Source organism: Thauera butanivorans NBRC 103042, from assembly GCF_001591165.1.
Classification (GTDB): domain Bacteria; phylum Pseudomonadota; class Gammaproteobacteria; order Burkholderiales; family Rhodocyclaceae; genus Thauera; species Thauera butanivorans.
In genome coordinates this window covers 40,201-57,624 of the sequence record NZ_BCUG01000016.1, presented here as the reverse complement: position 1 = coordinate 57,624, position 17,424 = coordinate 40,201, and the positions used below count along the sequence as shown (strand labels likewise).

Annotated in this window: 17 protein-coding genes; 6 read left to right on the top strand and 11 right to left on the bottom strand. The window is 67.4% G+C overall.

Features of this window, described 5'->3' with window-relative positions; genetic code table 11:
* The first annotated feature begins 12 nt into the window (after positions 1 to 12).
* The 3 genes from yajC to secF all read left to right on the top strand — a co-directional run bounded on the left by yajC (position 13) and on the right by secF (position 3,287).
* Positions 13 to 336 (top strand): preprotein translocase subunit YajC, encoded by a 324-nt coding sequence (gene yajC, locus TBU01S_RS07590; RefSeq protein WP_068636035.1) that lies wholly within the window; start codon positions 13 to 15, stop codon positions 334 to 336.
* Between the two features lie 127 nt (positions 337 to 463).
* Positions 464 to 2,329, top strand: coding sequence for a protein translocase subunit SecD (gene secD, locus TBU01S_RS07585; RefSeq protein WP_068636034.1), 1,866 nt, complete (start codon positions 464 to 466; stop codon positions 2,327 to 2,329).
* A 25-nt stretch (positions 2,330 to 2,354) separates the two neighbouring features.
* Positions 2,355 to 3,287 carry a protein translocase subunit SecF gene (gene secF, locus TBU01S_RS07580; protein WP_068636033.1) on the top strand — a complete coding sequence of 311 codons (933 nt, stop codon included), beginning with the start codon at positions 2,355 to 2,357 and terminating at the stop codon, positions 3,285 to 3,287.
* A 280-nt stretch (positions 3,288 to 3,567) separates the two neighbouring features.
* Here the strand turns inward: secF and TBU01S_RS07575 are convergent, their stop codons facing one another.
* From TBU01S_RS07575 to TBU01S_RS07560, 4 genes are all read right to left on the bottom strand, one after another.
* Positions 3,568 to 5,448 carry an MFS transporter gene (locus TBU01S_RS07575; protein ID WP_068636032.1) on the bottom strand — a complete coding sequence of 627 codons (1,881 nt, stop codon included), beginning with the start codon at positions 5,446 to 5,448 and terminating at the stop codon, positions 3,568 to 3,570.
* Positions 5,445 to 6,716: an amidohydrolase family protein gene (locus TBU01S_RS07570; RefSeq protein WP_245650870.1), complete on the bottom strand. Its 1,272-nt coding sequence runs from the start codon at positions 6,714 to 6,716 to the stop codon at positions 5,445 to 5,447. The genes TBU01S_RS07575 and TBU01S_RS07570 overlap by 4 nt, the downstream gene beginning before the upstream one ends.
* Entirely contained in the window at positions 6,713 to 8,866 is a 2,154-nt protein-coding gene (gene aas / locus TBU01S_RS07565) for a bifunctional acyl-ACP--phospholipid O-acyltransferase/long-chain-fatty-acid--ACP ligase (protein WP_068636096.1), read from the bottom strand. The genes TBU01S_RS07570 and aas overlap by 4 nt, the downstream gene beginning before the upstream one ends.
* Positions 8,867 to 8,962: 96 nt before the next feature.
* Positions 8,963 to 9,724 (bottom strand): helix-turn-helix domain-containing protein, encoded by a 762-nt coding sequence (locus tag TBU01S_RS07560; RefSeq protein WP_068636031.1) that lies wholly within the window; start codon positions 9,722 to 9,724, stop codon positions 8,963 to 8,965.
* Between the two features lie 134 nt (positions 9,725 to 9,858).
* On the opposite strand from TBU01S_RS07560, the gene TBU01S_RS07555 reads away from it, so the two are divergent.
* Positions 9,859 to 10,410, top strand: coding sequence for a class I SAM-dependent methyltransferase (locus tag TBU01S_RS07555; RefSeq protein ID WP_068636030.1), 552 nt, complete (start codon positions 9,859 to 9,861; stop codon positions 10,408 to 10,410).
* Positions 10,411 to 10,445: 35 nt separating this feature from the next.
* Here the strand turns inward: TBU01S_RS07555 and TBU01S_RS07550 are convergent, their stop codons facing one another.
* Positions 10,446 to 10,763, bottom strand: coding sequence for a DUF2322 family protein (locus TBU01S_RS07550; RefSeq protein WP_068636029.1), 318 nt, complete (start codon positions 10,761 to 10,763; stop codon positions 10,446 to 10,448).
* A gap of 74 nt (positions 10,764 to 10,837) precedes the next feature.
* Positions 10,838 to 12,214, bottom strand: a complete 1,377-nt coding sequence (gene purB / locus TBU01S_RS07545) for an adenylosuccinate lyase (RefSeq protein ID WP_068636028.1) — start codon at positions 12,212 to 12,214, stop codon at positions 10,838 to 10,840.
* A gap of 83 nt (positions 12,215 to 12,297) precedes the next feature.
* Here purB and apaG point away from each other — a divergent pair, with 83 nt between their 5' ends.
* Entirely contained in the window at positions 12,298 to 12,693 is a 396-nt protein-coding gene (apaG, locus tag TBU01S_RS07540; RefSeq protein WP_068636027.1) for a Co2+/Mg2+ efflux facilitator ApaG/CorD, read from the top strand.
* Positions 12,694 to 12,887: 194 nt separating this feature from the next.
* Here apaG and pqqE read toward each other — a convergent pair whose 3' ends face one another.
* Genes pqqE through pqqA form a run of 5 tightly spaced genes read right to left on the bottom strand, consistent with a single transcriptional unit; the run spans position 12,888 to position 16,223 of the window.
* Positions 12,888 to 14,054: a pyrroloquinoline quinone biosynthesis protein PqqE gene (pqqE, locus tag TBU01S_RS07535; protein ID WP_068636026.1), complete on the bottom strand. Its 1,167-nt coding sequence runs from the start codon at positions 14,052 to 14,054 to the stop codon at positions 12,888 to 12,890.
* Positions 14,051 to 14,362, bottom strand: a complete 312-nt coding sequence (gene pqqD / locus TBU01S_RS07530) for a pyrroloquinoline quinone biosynthesis peptide chaperone PqqD (protein ID WP_068636025.1) — start codon at positions 14,360 to 14,362, stop codon at positions 14,051 to 14,053. Before pqqD ends, pqqE begins: the two co-directional genes overlap by 4 nt.
* A complete protein-coding gene (pqqC, locus tag TBU01S_RS07525) occupies positions 14,359 to 15,129 on the bottom strand; it encodes a pyrroloquinoline-quinone synthase PqqC (protein ID WP_068636024.1) in 771 nt (256 codons plus the stop codon). The genes pqqD and pqqC overlap by 4 nt, the downstream gene beginning before the upstream one ends.
* A 46-nt stretch (positions 15,130 to 15,175) precedes the next feature.
* Entirely contained in the window at positions 15,176 to 16,090 is a 915-nt protein-coding gene (pqqB, locus tag TBU01S_RS07520; RefSeq protein WP_068636023.1) for a pyrroloquinoline quinone biosynthesis protein PqqB, read from the bottom strand.
* A 58-nt stretch (positions 16,091 to 16,148) separates the two neighbouring features.
* Entirely contained in the window at positions 16,149 to 16,223 is a 75-nt protein-coding gene (pqqA, locus tag TBU01S_RS07515; protein ID WP_068636095.1) for a pyrroloquinoline quinone precursor peptide PqqA, read from the bottom strand.
* 197 nt (positions 16,224 to 16,420) lie between these two features.
* Here pqqA and TBU01S_RS07510 point away from each other — a divergent pair, with 197 nt between their 5' ends.
* Positions 16,421 to 17,386, top strand: a complete 966-nt coding sequence (locus tag TBU01S_RS07510; protein ID WP_369404197.1) for an alpha/beta fold hydrolase — start codon at positions 16,421 to 16,423, stop codon at positions 17,384 to 17,386.
* The last annotated feature ends 38 nt before the right edge of the window (positions 17,387 to 17,424 follow it).

Below are 17,424 nucleotides of genomic sequence, written 5' to 3'. Positions count from 1 at the left end.
GGAGTAACCAACGTGCTGATTTCCAATGCCTATGCCCAAGCTGCGGGCAGCGACCCGACCGGCGGCCTGATGGGCCTGCTGCCCCTGATCCTGATGTTCGTGGTGCTGTGGTTCCTGATGATCCGCCCGCAGATGAAGCGCGCCAAGGAACACAAGGCCATGGTCGAAGCCCTGGCCAAGGGCGACGAAGTCATCACCGGTGGCGGCATCGCCGGCCGCGTGACCGAAGTCGGTGACAGCTTCGTGCAGGTCGAAGTGGCTGCCAACACCGTGATCGCGGTGCAGAAGCAGGCCGTCGCCTCCGTGCTGCCCAAGGGCACCCTGAAGTCCCTTTGATCCCATTTGCCGTGGAGCCGGGTGTCCTCCCCAGAGGCTTGCCCGGTTTTGCGCAATCCCGGCTGCCCCGCCCGCCACCGCCCCAGGCGATGGTCGCGGCCCGGCACCATACTGTCTGCCGCCGACGATGAATCGCTATCCCCTCTGGAAGAACCTCATGATCGGCCTCGTGCTGTTGTGGGGTCTGATCTACACCTTGCCCAACTTCTACGGCGAGGTTCCCGCAGTCCAGGTGTCCAGCGCCAAGGCCACGCTGAGGCTCGACCCCGCTGCCGCCTCCGATCGCGTCGCCAATGCGCTGAAGGACGCCGGCATCGAACACGACGGCATCTTCTCCGACGCCGGCAGCGTGCGTGCCCGCTTCGCCAGCACCGACATCCAGCTGCGCGCCAAGGACGTCATCGAGCGCGCCTTCAACCCGGATGCCGAAGACCCGTCCTACGTCGTCGCGCTGAACCTGCTGCCGGCCTCGCCCGCCTGGCTGACCGCGATCCACGCGCTGCCGATGTACCTCGGCCTCGACCTGCGCGGCGGCGTGCATTTCCTGCTCGAAGTGGACATGCCGGGCGCGCTGACCAAGCGCCTCGACTCCACCACCGGCGACCTGCGCACGCTGATGCGCGACAAGAACGTCCGCCACGCCGGCATCAGCCGCGAAGGCAACACCGTCGTCATCCGCTTCCGCGAGGCCGCCCAGCGCGAGGCCGGCCGCCGAGCCATCCAGGACAACACCGCCGATCTGCAACTGAGCGACCGCGACGCCGGCGCCGACGACCTGCGCCTGGTCGCCACGCTGACGCCGCAGGCGCAGCAGACGATGCGCGATTTCGCCATCAAGCAGAACATCACCACGCTGCACAACCGCATCAACGAACTCGGCGTCGCCGAGCCGGTGATCCAGCAGCAGGGCGCGGATCGCATCGTCGTCCAGCTGCCGGGCGTGCAGGACGTGGCCAAGGCCAAGGACATCCTTGGCCGCACCGCGACGCTGGAAGTGCGCATGGTGGACGACACCCCCGGCGCGATCGAATCGGCACTGGCGGGCAACATCCCCTTCGGCACCGAACTGTATTCGGAGCGTGGCGGCGGTCCGCTGCTGGTCAGGAAGCAGGTCGTGCTGACCGGCGACCGCCTCACCGACGCCCAGCCCGGCTTCGACGGCCAGACCAACGAACCCGCGGTGCATCTGACGCTGGACGCCGCCGGCGCCCGCATCTTCCGCGACGTCACGCGCGAGAGCGTCGGCAAGCGCATGGCGATCCTGCTGATCGAGAAGGGCAAGGGCGAAGTCGTCACCGCGCCGGTGATCCGCACCGAGATCGGCGGCGGCCGCGTGCAGATCTCCGGCCGCATGACCACCACCGAAGCCAATGACGTCGCTCTGCTGCTGCGCGCCGGCTCGCTCGCCGCGCCGATGGAAATCATCGAGGAGCGCACCGTCGGCCCCAGCCTCGGCGCCGACAACATCACCAAGGGCTTCAACTCGACGCTGTGGGGCTTCGTCGCCATCGCCGTGTTCATGTGCCTGTACTACGCGCTGTTCGGCGTCGTGTCGTCGATCGCGCTGGCCGCCAACCTGCTGCTGCTGGTGGCGCTGCTGTCGCTGCTGCAGGCCACGCTGACGCTGCCCGGCATCGCCGCAATGGCGCTCACACTGGGCATGGCGATCGACGCCAACGTGCTGATCAACGAGCGCATTCGCGAGGAACTGCGCAACGGTTCCAGCCCGCAGGCCGCGATCGCCGCCGGCTACGAGCGTGCCGGGAGCACCATTCTCGACTCCAACGTCACCAGCCTGATCGCCGGTATCGCGCTGCTGGTGTTCGGTTCGGGGCCGGTGCGCGGCTTCGCCGTGGTGCACTGCCTCGGCATCCTGACTTCGATGTTCAGCGCCATCCTGGTGTCGCGGATGCTGATCAACTTCATCTACGGCCGCCGCCGCAAGATCGACAGCCTGTCCATCGGCCAGGTCTGGAAACCGGACAGCAACTGAGCGCGGGACAAGGGAACGCACAATCATGGAATTCTTCCGCATCAAGAAAGACATCCCGTTCATGCGCCACTCGCTGGTGTTCAACGCGATCTCTTTCGCCACTTTCCTGCTCGCGGTGTTCTTCATCGCCACCCGCGGCCTGCACCTGTCGGTGGAGTTCACCGGCGGCACGCTGGTCGAAGTCATCTATACCGAGGCCCAGCCGCTGGAGCCGATCCGTACCGCGCTCGCGGCCGACGGCAACACCGACATCCTGGTGCAGCACTTCGGCAGCGCGCGCGACGTGCTGATCCGCCTGCCCAACCGCGACGACGTCGACAGCAACGGCATCGCCGACCGCGTGATGGCCACGCTGCACAAGATGGACGCGCCGGCGCCGGAACTGCGCCGCGTCGAGTTCGTCGGCCCGCAGGTGGGCAAGGAGCTCGCCAGCGACGGCGCGATGGCGCTGCTGCTGGTGATCATCGGCATCGTCGTCTATCTGGCGCTGCGCTTCGAATGGCGCCTGGGCGTCGCCACCATCGTCGCCAACCTCCACGACGTGATCATCATCCTGGGCTTCTTCGCCTTCTTCCAGTGGGAATTCTCGCTGGCGGTACTGGCGGCGACGCTGGCGGTGCTGGGCTACTCGGTGAACGAATCGGTGGTCATCTTCGACCGCGTGCGCGAAACCTTCCGCAAGAAGCGCGGCTACACCACCGAGCAGGTGGTCGATCATGCCATCACCAGCACCATCTCGCGTACCGTCATCACTCACGGCAGCACCCAGATGATGGTGTTGTCGATGCTGATCTTCGGCGGCGAGACGCTGTTCTACTTCTCGCTGGCGCTGACCATCGGCATCTGCTTCGGCATCTACTCCTCGGTGCTGGTCGCCAGCCCGCTGGCGATCTGGCTCGGCATGAAGCGCGAGCAGTTCGTGAAGGTGAAGAAGGAGAAAGAAGAAGCGGTGGTCTGATACGGCCCGGCACGCTGAGGAAAAGGCGCCCCACCCGGGCGCCTTTTTCATTTCGGCACCGGGTTCCGCTGGACTGCGCCGAATCCCGGCATGGCAGGCCCGTCACCGCGGCGAAACGCCCGGACAGGGCGCAGTCCTCCGATCAGGCGCAGGGCCGGCAGGGAGACGGAAAGACGCCGGCTCCTGCTCATCGAGCGGGCCGACCAGGCCCGTCTCCCAGGCCAGGTAGCGCCGCGCGTCTTCCTTGTTGCCGTCGTGCCAATCCGCCCGGCCCGCCAACTCAAGCCCGGTCGCCGCGCAGGGCCGCCACCCGCTGATACAAGGCTTCGGGCGAAACCTCGGCGGCTTCGATCGGCGCATCCGCCACCAGCTCGATGCGGCTGAAGGCACCGCGGCGGAAGGGCCGCGTCATCGCCGCGCCGCCCTTGCGGCTGAAGAAGCTGCCCCACAGCCCGCGCAAGGCCATCGGCACCACCGGCACCGGCGTGCGGGCGACGATGCGGGCGATGCCGGGGCGGAAAGGCGACATCCCGCCGTCGCCGGTGATCTTCCCTTCCGGAAACAGGCCCACCAGTTCACCGGCTTCCAGCGCCCGCGCCACTTCGTCGAAGGCGCGCTCCATCATTGCCCGGTCTTCACTGGCCGGCGCGATCGGAATCGCGCGGCTGGTGCGGAAAATGAAGGACAGGATCGGCCAGCGGAAGATGCGGTGATCCATGACGAAGCGGATCGGCCGCCGGCAGGCCGCCATGATGATCAGCGCATCGACGAAGCTCACGTGGTTGGCGACGATGACCGCGCCGCCCTTCTCCGGCACCTGCTCGATGCCCTCGACGCGCAGCCGGTACACCGTATGCACCAGCAGCCAGACGATGAAGCGCAGCAGGAACTCCGGCACCAGGGTGTAGATGTAGATCGCCACCACGGCATTGAGCAGCGCCGTCACCAGGAACAGTTGCGGCACGCTGGCGCCGGCCGCCAGCAGCCCGGCCCCCAGACCGGCCGCCGCGACCATGAACAGCGCATTGAGAATGTTGTTGGCAGCGATGATGCGCGAACGGTGCGAAGGCGCAGAGCGGCTCTGCACCAGCGCGTACAGCGGCACGATGTAGAAGCCGCCGCATAGCGACAGCATCACCAGATCGAACAGGATGCGCCACACCGCCGGCTCGGCCAGCAGTTCGGCGAGCGGACGCATCGCCGCGCCGGCTTCCAGCCCCGCGCTCGCCCACCACAGGTCCAGGCCGAACAGGGTCAGGCCGATCGAACCGAATGGCACCAGGCCGATCTCGACCTGCTTGCCCGACAGCCGCTCGCACAGCAGCGAACCGAGCGCGATGCCGAGCGAGAACACTGCCAGCAACAGGGTGACCGCCTTCTCGTCGCCGCCCAGCACGGTGGCGGCGAAACCGGGAAACTGCGACAGGAACATCGCGCCGTAGAACCAGAACCACGAGATGCCGAGGATGGACAGGAACACCGTGCGCTCGTCGGCAGCGAAGCGGATCATCTGCCAGGTCTGGCGGACCGGGCTCCAGGCTATCTTCATCTGCGGATCGACCGCGGCCGCCGGCGGAATCGCGCGGCTGCTCAGATAGCCCAGCACCGCCACCGCCAGCGTGCCGGCCGACACCCAGGCCACGCCGTTCGGCGCCTCGATCAGCAGGCCGCCGACGATGGTGCCGAGCAGGATCGCCAGGAAAGTGCCCGATTCCACCAGCGCATTGCCGCCGACCAGTTCGGTTTCGTCCAGCATCTGCGGCAGGATGGCGTATTTCACCGGGCCGAAGATCGCCGACTGCGTGCCCATCAGGAACAGCGTCGCCAGCAGCAGCGGCAGCGACATCAGCGCGAAGCCGAGCGCGGCGAGCAGCATCAGGCCGATTTCCAGCAGCTTGGTCCAGCGGATCAGCCGGCTCTTCTCGAACTTGTCGGCGAACTGCCCGGCAATCGCGGAAAACAGCAGGAAAGGCAGGATGAACAGCCCCGCCGCCAGATTCACCAGCACGCCGGGCGACAGTTCGGTGAGCCGGGCGGCCTGGAAAGTGATCAGCACCACCAGCGCATTCTTGTAGAAATTGTCGTTGAAGGCGCCGAGGAACTGGGTCAGGAAGAAAGGCAGGAAGCGGCGCTGCTCCATCAGCTTGAACTGGCTGCTCATACAGGATTCCGGTCGAAGAAACGGCGGGTTTCGAACACTGCTGCCGAAAAACGGCGGCCCTTGCTGTGCAGCAGGCGCTTCAGCACGAAACTGAACAGCAGCGGATTGTGCTCGCGAATCGTTTCGAGCAAGGGTACGGCCTCCTCGTCCAGCATGTCCTCGCGCGCCAGCGCGGCGGGCGAGATCAGCGGCAGGATGCCGGGCAGAGGATAATCGGTGCCGTACAGCAGGCGCGGATGCCAGTCCTCGCGCTCGATCAGCACGCGCAGGCGTTCAGGCTCACGATTGCGCAGCACGATGGCCGAGATGTCGCCGAACAGCAGGCTCCGCCAGGCCGGCTCCGCCATCATGCGCTCGAACAATGCAAAGCTCGGCACACGCGGGCCGTTCTCGCCCCGGTCCAGATCGACATCCTCGCCCACCGTCGCGCAATGCGCCATCACCACCCGCGCCCCCAGGTCCAGCGCGCGGCGCAGGCGCAGCGGATTGCCCCATTCCGGCCGGCCGATGCCGTGCACCGCCCTCTCCTCGCCGACATGGGTGATCAGCGGCAGCCCCAGCCGTGCCAGCACCCGGTAGACACGGTCACAGGCCGGATCGGCGGGGTCGATGCCCATCGCCGGCGGCAGCCACTTCACCGCACGGGCGCCCTGCTCCGCCGCCTGCTGCAAGGCGTCCTCGGCATCGGCGCGATACGGATGCACCGAGCACACCCACTCGAAACGCTCCGGCATCGCCTGCGCCAGCTTGCGGGCATAGGCGTCCGGCACATACAGCGCGCTGCGCTCGGGCATCGGCGTACCGTCCGCCGCATGGGCGCGGTCGAAGGCAAACAGCATGCTCTTGTAGCCGGGCGCCATGCCGTCGCTCAGGTTCAGCAGGCGCTCGACGTAGCTGTCGTCCACCCGGCCCGGCGCCTGATGCACGCAGCCGGCATTGAGGTAGAACAGGCGCTGCAGGTATTGCAGCGGATTCAAGGGGCTCAGCATGTCCGGCGACATCTCGATGCCATGGCCGCCATCGCCGGTGCCGGCCAGGTGCACATGGCAGTCCCACACCTGTGCCGGGTCCAGCCCTTGCCACGCAGCCGCCACCAGCGGATGCCCGGCCCATTCCGGCGGCAATGCCGCAAAGCAGGGATTCAGCAGCCGGGACTGGGCCATCCTGGCAGCCACGCCGCCGCCCGCTGCCAGCACGCCGGCAGCAAGCCCTGCGCGCAGCCAGCGCCGGCGCGCGGGCGAAGCGATCTTCGGGACGGGTTTCATCATGCGGCCTCCGCCCATTGCTTGAGGGTGACGTAGTCGGTCTTGCCGGTGCCCAGCAGCGGCAGTGCCGCCACCGGTACGATCAGGCGCGGCACCGCCAGTTCGGCCATGCCGGCCTTCTGCGCCGCGGCGGTGAGCGCCTCGCGGCCCAGCGCCGGGTCGGTGCTGAACAGCACCAGCGCCTCGCCGCGCGCCGCGTCGGCACGGCTGCTGGCAGCGTGCTGGGCAGCGGGCGAAGCCAGCGCGGCGATCTTCTCCACCACCTCCAGGCTGACCATTTCGCCGGCAAGCTTGGCGAAGCGCTTGACGCGGCCGACGATGCGCACGAAGCCCTCGTCGTCGATCTCCACCACGTCGCCGGTTTCGTACCAGCCTTCGCCCAGCGCCGACACCGGCGGCTGCAGCAGACCCGGCGCTTCGGCGCGCAGGTAGCCGCTCATCAGGTTCGGCCCCTGCACGTGCAGCATGCCGCGCCGGCCATCGAAATCGCCGATGCCCGCCACCGGCACCAGCTTCGCATGCAGGCCGGGCAGGATCTGGCCGACGGTGCCGCGGCGGAAAGCCATCGGCGTGTTCACCGCAATCACCGGGGCAGTTTCGGTGGCGCCATAGCCTTCGAGGATACGGATGCCGAACTTGTCGAACCAGGCCTCCCTCACCGGCTCGGCCAGCTTCTCGGCGCCGGCGATGACGTAGCGCAGGCGATGGAAATCGTAAGGGTGGGCGTGCCTGGCGTAGTTGCCGAGAAAGGTCGAGGTACCCAGCAGCGCAGTGCAGCCTCGATCGTAGGCCAGTTCCGGAATCACCCGGTAGTGCAGCGGGCTGGGATACAGGAACACCCGCGCGCCGCACAGCACCGGCAGCAGGCCGCCGGCCGTCAGGCCGAAGGAATGGAACAGCGGCAGCGCATCCAGCACCTTGTCATCCACCGAGAAATCCACCACCGCACGAATCTGCGCGATGTTGGCGAGCAGCGCACGGTGCGACAGCACCACGCCCTTGGGCTTGCCTTCGGAACCCGAAGTGAACAGGATCACCGCCGGATCCTCTGCATCGCCGATGTGACTGGCCAGGCGCGGGAAGCGTACCGCCCACAGCACCAGCCACAGCCTGTCGGCCAGCGACATGCCGGCACGCAGGTCTTCCAGGTACAGTACGCGCACGCCCTGCAGCGCCGCCAGCTTGTCGCCCAGCCTGGCCTGGTCGACGAAGGCGCGGGCGGTCAGCACGGTGCGGATGCCGGCGGCAGTGCAGGCAGCCTGCATGCCGTCCACGCCGGCAGTGTAGTTGAGCATCGCCGGCACGCGGCGCTGCGCGCTCAAACCGAACACCAGCGCCAACGTGGGCGCCAGATTGGGCAGCAGCACGCCGACGTTCTCGCCCGCCTCGGTATGGCGCGACACCAGCCGCCCCAGGCCGAGCGCCATGCGCAACACTTCGCCGTAGCCGTATTCCTGCTGCTTGACGTCTTCCACCACCGGCCGCCGGGCGCCGTGAATGGCGCTGGCGTCGAGCAGCGCTTCGAACAGGGTCTGGCGCGGCCGGCTGGCGAAGATCATCTCCTGCATCACCCGGCGCATCGCCTCGCCCGCCTTGCGCCGACGTTCGCGGGCGGTCGGCGCCGACGGCATGTCGATGCGCGTGGCGGGCTGCACGAACAGGCTGATCTGCGGCAACAGGCGGCGCGGATAGCGCCCACCCAGGCGGGAGAAATAGGTGCGCGCGGCGCCGTCGATGCGCACCGGCAGCAAGGTGGCGCCGGTGCGGGCGGCGACGAAGGCCGGACCGTCGTAGGTCTTCATCAGGCTGCCGGTAGTGGTGATGCGCCCTTCCGGGAAGATCGCCACCGGGCGGCCGGATTCGATCAGGCGCACCACCTGCCTCATCGCCATCGGGCTGCTCGTATCGACTTTCAGGTGATCGACCAGTGCCAGCAGAAGGCGGAAGAAGGGACGCTCGGCGATCCGGGTATTGACGACGAACACCGGGTCGTAAGGCAGGAACAGGGCGAGCAGCAGGCCGTCGAGAAAGGATTCGTGGTTGGCGATGACCAGCAGCCGCGACGGCTGCGCGGGCAGGCAGCCTTCGACGCGGACGCGGAACAGCACCCGTGCGGCGGCGCGCAGCACGGTCTTGAGCAGGGAACGGAACATGGTGTCGGGTCTGGACAGGAAAGCGGGAAAAGGAATGAAGCCCGGCAAGCGGCAGGATTCGGCCGGGATTTGGTCAGGACTTGGCCAGATGAGGCTTCAGCCGGCATCCGGCCAGGCGACGTCGTCGCGCTTGAGGTCGCGGAACGCCGACATCAGCCACGAACGCATCGCGATCACCAAGGTGTAGGGACGGCGCCGGGCGGATGGCAGTTTCTGGTCGGCCACGTGCTGGCGGGAAAAGTCCTCGCCGATGCGCATCAGCCGTTCGCGGAAGCCTTCGGCCACACCGACGCCGAGCTGGCCATGGACCACGCTCAGCATCTCGGCTTCGCCGTCGAAGCCGCCGGCAAAGTACTCGTCCAGCACTTCGCTGCGGAAATAACTCATCACCGGGCCGTGCGGACACCAGCGAAAGCCTTTCGCCACGCGCAAGCGGTAACGGTTGAGCGGCCGCAGCTCGATGATGCCAAGGCAGTCCAGCCGCAGCAGATGGGCGGTGCATTCGGCCGCGTCGATACGGTAGGTGGCGACGATCTGCTCGGCGCTCCACTGGCTCATGCAGCAGGTCGCCACCAGCAGCAGGCGACGATCCGCCACCACCGCCTGTTCCTGTTCCAGCGTCAGTTCGGCAAGCAGCGGCTGACGCTCCGCCACGCGGCGGGCGAGATCGGCGAAGTCCAGCCGCAGCACGCGGCAGATTTCATCGACGCGCGACAAGGGCATGTCGCCGCCCTGGGCGAACATGCGCTTGACGCTGGATTCGGCCAGGCCGATGCGCTCGGCCAGCTCGGCATAGGTGATGCGGGCCTCGCGCAGTTCGGCTTTCAGCGCGGCGACGAGATCGGCGGAAGTGCTCATGGCGTAGAAATTCGGGAAGTGATGACAGGGTTCGCAGCATAGTCCTGAAAACACTTTCAATCTTCATTCTGAGAAAAAGTACCGTATAAAGATACTTTCGAGTGCGCTGTACAACACACCTTGCTGAACCGGCCGTGCTTTCGGCTCCGAACCTTCGGGTCTCCCGCAGCCCTTTCCATACGCCTGGCTCAGACGCAGCCGGCGCCGCCGACGCGACGCGGCTTCCGCGCTTCTTCTGCCAGCAGCACGTATTCGAGCAGGCAACGCGCTTCAGCGCCCATCACTGGCACGCCTTCGACGGCGGGCTGGCCGAAATGCAGCGCGTCCTCAAGCCCGGCGGCACGGCCATCTTCATGGACGTAGTGTCGCCCGGCAGCTTCCTGCTCGACATCTGGCTGCAAAGCCTCGAACTGCTGCGCGCCCCTTCCCACGTGCGCAACGCCTCGGCCGCCGAATGGCTGGCGGCACTGGCGCGCGCGGGCTTCGCCATCGAGGAATGCAGGACCTTCCGCCTGCGCCTCGCCTTTCCCACCTGGGTCGCGCGCATGAACACGCCGGCACCGCATGTCGCCGCGATCCGCTCGCTGCAGGATCAGGCTACGCCTGCCGTGAAGGAATGCTTCGAGATCGAGGAAGATGGCAGTTTCACTGGGGACACCGCCTTCTTCCTCGCCCGGAAAGCCTGAACGCCCCCTCGCCCGCAGGCGAGGGCCACAGGCGATCAGACGGCGAACACCTGCTTCACGCGCAGGGTCTCGCCCCGCTCCATCAGCCCGATCAGGCGGTCGATGTTGGGATGCTTGCCGGGGTTGGTGCGCGCATCCTCGGTGTGCTCGGCGTAGAGCTCCAGGCCTTTCTTCGCCGCCTCGGGCGTGATCGCGCCATAGAGCTGGGCGAGGTGGTTGTAGACCACCAGCGAGCCCGCCTGGCCCGGCTTGTTCTCGATGGAGGCGACGATGCTGTCGGCAGCGTCGATCAGGTTCAGGGCGCAAAGATGCGACACGCCGGGCATCGCTTTCAGGTTGTCGGCAAAAGCCATGTGCTTGCTCCTTGCTTACGGCAAAGCGCCACCCGCAGGTGGCGCTCGTTTTCATTGATCCTCTCCTGCGGGACTCAGATGCGGCGCGCCAGTTCGGCAGCCTTGCCGACGTAACTGGCCGGCGTCATCGCCAGCAGGTGGTCGCGCGCTTCGGCGGGAATCGCCAGCGTGCGGATGAAGTCCTGCAGCGCTTCGCGGGTGATGCCCTTGCCGCGCGTCATCGCCTTGAGCTGCTCGTAGGGGTTCTCGATGCCGAAGCGGCGCATCACGGTCTGCACCGGCTCGGCCAGCACTTCCCAGCATTCGTCGAGGTCGGCGGCGAGGCGGGCCGGATCGGCTTCGAGCTTGCCCAGGCCGCGCAGGCAGCTGTCGAGCGCCAGCACGGTGTGGCCGAAGCCCACGCCCATGTTGCGCAGCACGGTGGAGTCGGTCAGGTCGCGCTGCATGCGCGAGATCGGCAGCTTCTCGGAGAAGTGCTTCAGCACCGCGTTGGCGATGCCGAAGTTGCCTTCGGCGTTCTCGAAGTCGATCGGGTTGACCTTGTGCGGCATCGTCGACGAGCCGACTTCGCCTTCCTTGAGTTTCTGCTTGAAGTAGCCGAGCGAGATGTACATCCAGATGTCGCGGCAGGCGTCGATCAGCATGGTGTTGGCGCGGGCGACGGCGTCGAACAGTTCGGCCATCGCGTCGTGCGGTTCGATCTGGATGGTGTATTCGTTGAAGGCGAGGCCGAGCGATTCGATGAAGCGGCGGTTGAAGCCTTCCCAGTCGAAGGCCGGCCAGGCCGACAGGTGGGCATTGTAGTTGCCCACCGCGCCGTTGAACTTGGCGGTCATCGCCACGCCGGCGATCGCCGCGCGGGCACGCATCAGGCGAGCGGCGATGTTGGCCATCTCCTTGCCCAGCGTGGTCGGGCTGGCGGGCTGGCCGTGGGTGCGCGACAGCATCGGCAGCTCGGCCAGCGCGTGGGCCAGTTCGCGGAAGCGGGCGATCACGGCATCGAGCGCCGGCAGCAGCACCTGGTCGCGGCCTTCGGCCAGCATCAGCGCATGCGAAGTGTTGTTGATGTCTTCCGAGGTGCAGGCGAAGTGGATGAACTCGGACACTTTCATCACTTCGGCGTTGTGGCCGAGGCGCTTCTTCAGCCAGTATTCCATCGCCTTGACGTCGTGGTTGGTGGTGGCTTCGATCGCCTTCACCGCCTCGCCGTCCGCGGTCGAGAAGGCGGCGACGACGCCGTCGAGTTCCGCGACCGTGGCCGGCGAAAAGGGCGCGATCTCCGCCAGCGCCGGCTCGGCGGCCAGCGCCTTCAGCCATTCGACTTCCACCTTCACCCGGTTGCGGATCAGGCCGTGCTCGGAGAAGTGGTCGCGCAGGCCCGCGACCTTGCCGTGGTAGCGGCCATCGAGCGGAGACAGGGCGGTGAGCGGAGACGGTACGGCTTGGGACATGGCGGCGGTTCCGGGCAAAAGTGCTATTTTACCGCTTCGCCCCGGCGAAACAGAGCACAACAAGACCAAGGAGAGGCAGAGACGTGAATACCCCAGACACCCCGGCGCCCCCCTACCGTATCGAGATATCGGCCAGGGCCGAATACATCGCCGCGCAATCCCGCCCGGACGAAGGGCATTACGTGTTCGCCTACCACATCAGCCTGCGCAACACCGGCAGCCTGCCCGCACAGTTGATCAGCCGGCACTGGATCATCACCGACGGCAACAGCAAGGTGCAGGACGTGCGCGGCAAGGGCGTGGTCGGCGAGCAGCCACTGCTGGCGCCCGGCGAGAGCTTCGGCTACACCAGCGGCTGTGTGCTGGAAACGCCGGTCGGCACCATGCATGGCAGCTACCAGATGGTGGCGGCCGACGGCCATCGTTTCGATGCGGCGATTCCGCCTTTCATGCTGGCAATGCCGCATGTGCTGCATTGAAGCCATGACACCGTACCGACGACGGCCCAGTCATTGCAGGAGCGGCTTGGCCCGGGGCGCCTGGCCGCGAACGGGGCTGCGCCGCGCTTCCACGGCTGCTTTCGCCGCCAGGCGCTCCCGGCTGAAGCCGTCCCTGCGGATACGGTACATGGAGTGTTGGACCGAATCGGCTGAATGACGGCATCGGCGACGGCTCAGCCGTCCGCCGCACTCTTTTCTAGCGCCCCGAGTTCCCGCGAGCGGCGCAGATCGCGGAAGATCAGCGGCTTCGCACCGCCCTTCCAGCCGGGGTCGCTGGCCTGTTCCACCACCTGCACGACCTTGCTGTGGTGGGGCGATTTGTCGCAGACCGGATCGGCCGCAGCCGGATCGCCGGCCAGCATCCAGGCCTGGCAGCGGCAGCCGCCGCGGTCCTTTTCCTTGTCGGGACAGCTTCGGCACGGATCCTTCATCCAGGCATCGCCGCGATAGCGGCTGAAGCCTTCCGAGCCGTACCAGATCGACTTCACGTCCATGTCGCGGACGTTGGGAAAGTCCAGCCCGGGCAGCATGCGCGCGGTATGGCAGGGCAAGGCCGTGCCGTCCGGCGTCACCGTCAGGAAGACTTCGCCCCAGCCATTCATGCACTTCTTGGGCCGCGTCTCGTAGTAGTCGGGCACGACGAAGAAGATGCGGATGCGGTCGCCGAGGCGCTGCCGGCATTCGTTGACGATACGCTCGGCGCGCTCGAGCTGGGCACGCGAGGGCATCAACTGGTCGCGGTTGAGCAGTGCCCAGGAGTAGTACTGGCTGTTGGCGAGCTCCAGGTATTCGGCGCCGAGCTCGACCGCCATGTCGATGATGTTCTCGACGTAGTCGATGTTGAGCCGGTGGATCACGCAATTCATTACCATCGGCCAGCCGTTGTGCTTGATCAGGCCGGCAACGCGCTGCTTGAGGTCGAAGGTGCGGGTGTGCGAGAGGAAATCGTTGAGTTCGCGGGTCGAGTCCTGGAAGGACAACTGGATGTGATCCAGCCCGGCCTCGCGCAAGGCCTGGGCGCGCCTGGCATCGAGGCCGACGCCCGAGGTCAGCAGGTTGGTGTAGAAGCCGAGGCGGTGCGCTTCTGCCACCAGGATTTCGAGATCGTCGCGCATCAGCGGCTCGCCGCCGGAAAAGCCGCACTGCACGCTGCCGGCGGCACGCGCTTCGCGCAGCACCCGCAGCCAGTCCTCGGTGGCCAGTTCGCTATCGTGGCGGGCGAAATCGACCGGGTTGTAGCAGAAGGCGCAATGCAGCGGGCAGCGATAAGTCACTTCCGCCAGCAGCCACAGCGGCGGGCCGGGCGAGGCAACCGGCGTAACTGGCAGCGGCGCGTTCATGGCCGGCCTGCCCTGGCTTCGAGCCATTGCTGCTGGCGCGCCATGTCGATGAAGGCACTGACGTCGGCGGTCAGATCACTGGCACCGAAGCTCTGCTCCAGTTCGCCGACGATGGTCTCCAGCGTGCGAGTGCCGTCGCAGCGCCGCAGGATCTCGCCGGCGCTCCGGTTGAGCCTGACCATGCCTTCCGGGTAGAGCAGTACCCAGGACTGCTGCGCCTCCTCCCATTGCAGACGAAAGCGGCGCGACACTTTCGGGCAGGCGCCGGCGAGCGGCCCGGCAGCTTCCGCGATATTTTCCCGGCTCATGCCTTCGCTCCCCGTATCTCGATCTCGCACTGATCGAGCATGATCGCGTCGGCCAGCGCCCACAGCACGTCGAGCTTGAACTGCAGGATTTCCAGCGCACGCTCCTGCAAGGCACGGCTGCGGCTGAAGTGCTCGAGCGTGAAGCGCAGGCCGTGGTCGACGTCGCGCCTGGCCTGGGTGAGGCGGTTGCGGAAATACTGCAGCCCCGCCGGATCGACCCAGGGGTAGACCTGTGGCCAGGTGTCGATGCGCTGCTGGTGGATGTGCGGCGCGAACAGCTCGGTGAGGCTGGAAGCGACCGCCTCCTCCCAGGGCTGCCGGCGGGCGAAATTGACGTAGGCATCGACCGCGAAGCGCGCCGCCGGCGCCACCAGGCGCAGCGAGGTGACGTCCTCCCTCGTCAGTCCGACCGCTTCGCCGAGCCGGATCCAGGCTTCGATGCCGCCGGGGTCGTCGGCGCCGCGGCCGTCATGGTCGAGGATGCGCTGGATCCACTCGCGGCGGATCTCGCGCTCCGGGCAGTTGGCGAGAATCGCGGCGTCCTTCAGCGGAATCGACACCTGGTAGTAGAAGCGGTTGGCAACCCAGCCGCGAAGCTGCGCCGGCGTCAGCCGCCCTTCGGCCATCATCACGTGGAAGGGATGATGGATGTGGTAGCGCGTGCTCTTGCCGCGCAGCCGCGCTTCGAATTCCTCGTGCGGCAGCGGCGCCTCCCCGTCATCGACGGCAGGGGCGGCAGGCGGCGGGGCAATCAGTTCAGCGTCCATCAGTCGCTCCCATCGGGCAATCCTCGGCAGGCTGCAGCACAGCCGCTCAGAGTTCGATCACCATGCCGTCCCAGGCGACTTCCACGCCGCGTGCATTCAGCTCGGCACGCTCGGGGCTGTCCTCGTCCAGGATCGGATTGGTGTTGTTGATGTGGATCAGGATCTTGCGGGTAGTAGCCGGCAGTTGCTCCAACCACTCCAGCATGCCGCCGGGGCCGCTCTGCGGCAGGTGCCCCATCGAGCGTGAGGTCTTGCCGGAAGCGCTGAGACGGATCATCTCGTCGTCGGTCCACAAGGTGCCATCGACCAGCACGCAGTCGGCGGCCTGCATCGCCGCCCAGACGTCGGGCGTCATCTCGCCGAGGCCGGGCGCGTAGAACAGGCGGCGGCCGCTGTCCGCACAATTCAGCGTGACGCCGATGTTGTCGCCCGGCTGCGGGCGGTCGCGCCGCGGCGAATACGGCGGTGCATTGCTGCTGATCGGCAGCGCGGCGAAACCGATGCCCGGCAGTTCGGGAATGCTGAAGCCGCCCTGCAGCGGAATCTCGTGCAGGTCCAGCCCGCAGTAGTGGCCGAGCACGCCGAACAGCGGGTTGCCGGTGCTCAGGTCCTCGCGCACCGGCGCGGTGCACCACAGCACGTGCGGCTGGCGGTGCTCGCGCAGCATCAGCAGGCCGGTGGTATGGTCGATCTGCGCATCGATCAGCACGATGGCACGAATCGCGGTGTCGCGCAGCGAACGTGCCGGTTGCAGCTCCGGCGTCTCGCGCAACTGCTGCAGGATGTCGGGCGAAGCGTTGAACAGCACCCAGTTCTCGCCGTCGCCGCTCGCCGCGATCGACGACTGGGTGCGGGCACGGGCACGCACGCTGCCGCGGCGCAGGCCATCGCAGTTGCGGCAGTTGCAGTTCCACTGCGGGAATCCGCCGCCGGCAGCCGAGCCGAGAACACGTACTTTCACCTGCAGCCCTCCATCCCTGCCTGGCCGGGAGCTGCCGCGCAGCTCCCGGGCGACGGCATCAGCGGTTCGCGATGTACATGGTGATTTCGAAGCCGAAACGCATGTCGGTGGCAGTCGGGGTTTCCCATTTCATGGTGTGTCTCCTGTCGTGGTCGGGGGTTTGCCGGTTCGCCCGGTGCGGTGCGGGACGAAGCGTCCGGGGCACGGTGCATAGCCTGCGCCTGCCCGCGACCGCGGGCATCGGCAAAGCTCTGAAGCCGCCCTCAAGATTTTCATGAAGCTGGTGTGCCGCCGGCGCGGGCCCCGCCGTGCAGCAGTAGCATGGCCACCATGAACGACAACCCTGCCCCCGACGAAGTCCGTTCCGGAGCCTCTTTCGCAGACCACTCGCGGCCCTGGCAGCAGGGCATGCTGGAAGTCGGCGACGGCCACGCGATCTGGTTCGGGCAATACGGCAACCCGGGCGGCATTCCGCTGCTGTTCCTGCACGGCGGCCCGGGCAGCGGCTGCAGTCCGCGTCATCCCGGCCTGTTCGATGCCAGCCGCTTCCGCATCGTGATGTTCGACCAGCGCGGCTGCGGCCGCAGCACGCCGCGCGGCGCGCCGGCCGCCAATACCACGGCCGGCCTGGTGGCCGACATCGAGCGCCTGCGCCGCCATCTCGGCATCGAACGCTGGCTGGTCAGCGGCGGCTCATGGGGTTCGACGCTGGCACTGGCCTGGAGCGCGCAGCATCGCGCAGCCTGCCTCGGCGCGGTGCTGCGCGGCATCTTCCTCGCCCGCCGCAGTGACATCGACTGGTTCTTCGACGGTGCGGCCGCGCTGCAGCCGACGGCACATGCCCGGCTCGCCGCCTGCGTGCCGGGCAATGGACGGCTGGCGGAACGGATCTGCGACGCGGTGCTCGGGAATGGCCACGGCCTGGCGCTGAACGTCGTCCGCCACTGGATGCAATGGGAAGACAGCCTCACCCGCGGCCAGCCGGCGCCGCTGCCGCAACTCGACGCGGCAAGCGCCGCACGCATGCTGGACAAGTACCGGGTGCAGGCCCACTACCTCCGCCACGACTGCTTCCTGGCCGAGGGCGAATGGCGGCGCCAGGCCGCCGCGCTCGCCGGCCTGCCGATCGTCCTGCTGCACGGCCGCCGGGACGCGGTCTGCCGCCCGGAAGGCGCGCTCGCGCTGCACCGGCACCTGCCCGCCAGCCGGCTGGCGTGGGTGGACGACGCGGGGCACGATCCTTTCGAACCGGCAATGCGAGCGGCCCTGCGCGATGCCTGCGCGAGCTTCGGATGAGTCGCTGCCGCCGCCAGGCACAGGCAGAACCGGCATAA

Excerpts from the sequence above, each read along its gene's own strand:
- aas (WP_068636096.1), bottom strand. The coding sequence starts at position 8,866 with ATGTTCCGTTCCCTGCTCAAGACCGTGCTGCGCGCCGCCGCACGGGTG.
- pqqD (WP_068636025.1), bottom strand. The coding sequence starts at position 14,362 with ATGAGCCGGGAAAATATCGCGGAAGCTGCCGGGCCGCTCGCCGGCGCC.
- secD (WP_068636034.1), top strand. The coding sequence starts at position 464 with ATGAATCGCTATCCCCTCTGGAAGAACCTCATGATCGGCCTCGTGCTG.
- pqqE (WP_068636026.1), bottom strand. The coding sequence starts at position 14,054 with ATGAACGCGCCGCTGCCAGTTACGCCGGTTGCCTCGCCCGGCCCGCCG.
- TBU01S_RS07575 (WP_068636032.1), bottom strand. The coding sequence starts at position 5,448 with ATGAGCAGCCAGTTCAAGCTGATGGAGCAGCGCCGCTTCCTGCCTTTC.
- TBU01S_RS07550 (WP_068636029.1), bottom strand. The coding sequence starts at position 10,763 with ATGGCTTTTGCCGACAACCTGAAAGCGATGCCCGGCGTGTCGCATCTT.
- TBU01S_RS07510 (WP_369404197.1), top strand. The coding sequence starts at position 16,421 with ATGAACGACAACCCTGCCCCCGACGAAGTCCGTTCCGGAGCCTCTTTC.
- TBU01S_RS07560 (WP_068636031.1), bottom strand. The coding sequence starts at position 9,724 with ATGAGCACTTCCGCCGATCTCGTCGCCGCGCTGAAAGCCGAACTGCGC.
- TBU01S_RS07570 (WP_245650870.1), bottom strand. The coding sequence starts at position 6,716 with ATGATGAAACCCGTCCCGAAGATCGCTTCGCCCGCGCGCCGGCGCTGG.
- purB (WP_068636028.1), bottom strand. The coding sequence starts at position 12,214 with ATGTCCCAAGCCGTACCGTCTCCGCTCACCGCCCTGTCTCCGCTCGAT.
- secF (WP_068636033.1), top strand. The coding sequence starts at position 2,355 with ATGGAATTCTTCCGCATCAAGAAAGACATCCCGTTCATGCGCCACTCG.
- pqqC (WP_068636024.1), bottom strand. The coding sequence starts at position 15,129 with ATGGACGCTGAACTGATTGCCCCGCCGCCTGCCGCCCCTGCCGTCGAT.